The sequence below is a fragment of the Methylobacterium sp. B1 genome (genome assembly GCF_000333255.1).
Classification (GTDB): Bacteria; Pseudomonadota; Alphaproteobacteria; order Rhizobiales; family Beijerinckiaceae; genus Methylobacterium; species Methylobacterium fujisawaense.
This window is the reverse complement of sequence record NZ_BACT01000458.1, coordinates 1-1,164: the sequence shown is the minus strand read 5'-3', so window position 1 is coordinate 1,164 and position 1,164 is coordinate 1. Positions and strand designations below refer to the sequence as shown.

Annotated in this window: 1 protein-coding gene and 1 pseudogene; one reads left to right on the top strand and one right to left on the bottom strand. The window is 74.1% G+C overall.

Features of this window, described 5'->3' with window-relative positions:
* Positions 1-728: DMT family transporter (locus I53_RS13335; protein WP_043351470.1), on the bottom strand; the 728-nt coding region annotated here is incomplete at its 3' end.
* 230 nt (positions 729-958) lie between these two features.
* Here I53_RS13335 and I53_RS13330 point away from each other — a divergent pair.
* Positions 959-1,164: pseudogene (locus tag I53_RS13330) on the top strand (hypothetical protein); the annotation flags it as partial.

Genomic DNA, 1,164 nt, shown 5'->3' with positions numbered 1-1,164 from the left:
ATCCCCGCGACCGAGTTGACCAGGACCGCCCAGCCGAGGCCGAGCCACAGGGCGGGGGCGGGGTCGAATGCGGTGCTGCCGAAGGCCAGCGCCAGCGGGATGGCGCAGGCCATGCCGCCGACGAACTGGAGGGTCGCGCCGGCCAGCAGATCGACCCGGCCGCCGGTGCGCTTCTGCCAGAGCGTGCCGAGGGTCAGCGCCAGCACCGCCAGGAGGCTGACGGCGAGCGCCAGCGGCGGGATCCCGGACGGGTCCGTGGCCCCGAGCTTCGGGGCGAGCACGAGGCCCGTGCCGACAAAGCCCATCATTATGCCCAGGGCCCGCCGCCCGCTGACGCGCTCGCCCAGCAGCGGCTGCGCCAGGAGTGCGGTGAGCAGCGGCTGGAGGCTGCCGACGAGGGCGGCGATGCCGGCCGGCAGCCCGTGGCTCACCGCCCAGAAGACCCCCGACAGGTAGACCCCCTGCATCAGAAAGCCCGCGATGACGGGGTCGCGCCAGCCCGCCCGGTCCCCGGGCCATCGCACCCGGGAGGCCGTGGCGATCAGCGCCAGCACCAGGGCGACGGCCGTGAAGCGGATTGCCGTGAAGGTCAGCGGATCCACGTGCGGCACCACCGCCCGGGCGGAGATGAAACCCGTGGCCCAGATCGGGATGAACAGCGCCGGAAGGGCGCCGGCCGCGAGCGGCGACGGGCGTGAGAGCGTAGGCATGTCCGCCGGACGGAGCATGCCGGCGCGCCCGGCGCAACGGTGATCGCGTCCGCCCGCCGGAGCGCGGCCGCCACCGGGGGCCGGCGTGGCGCGGACGCGTCACCGGGCGGCGATCGGGACCGGATCCGGCCGGCGGCGTTGACGCGCGGGTGCCGGCACCGTTCATCGGCGGGCCTCTCCCCGGGGAGGATCACGAGATCGAGGATCGTTGGACACCCGTGAAACCTCTCCGCAGCGGATTGCAGATCATGGGCGTCGCCGCGCAGCGCTTCGTCTCCCATGACGGCTGGGCGATCGCGAGCCACATCGCGCTCTCGAGCCTGACCTCGCTGTTCCCGTTCCTGATCCTGCTGGCGGCGCTGGCCGGCCTGTTCGGCACGCAGTCGCTCGCCGACGAGGCCGGGGTGCTGATCTTCGACGCCTGGCCCCGGGAGATCGCCAAGCCGATCGTCGG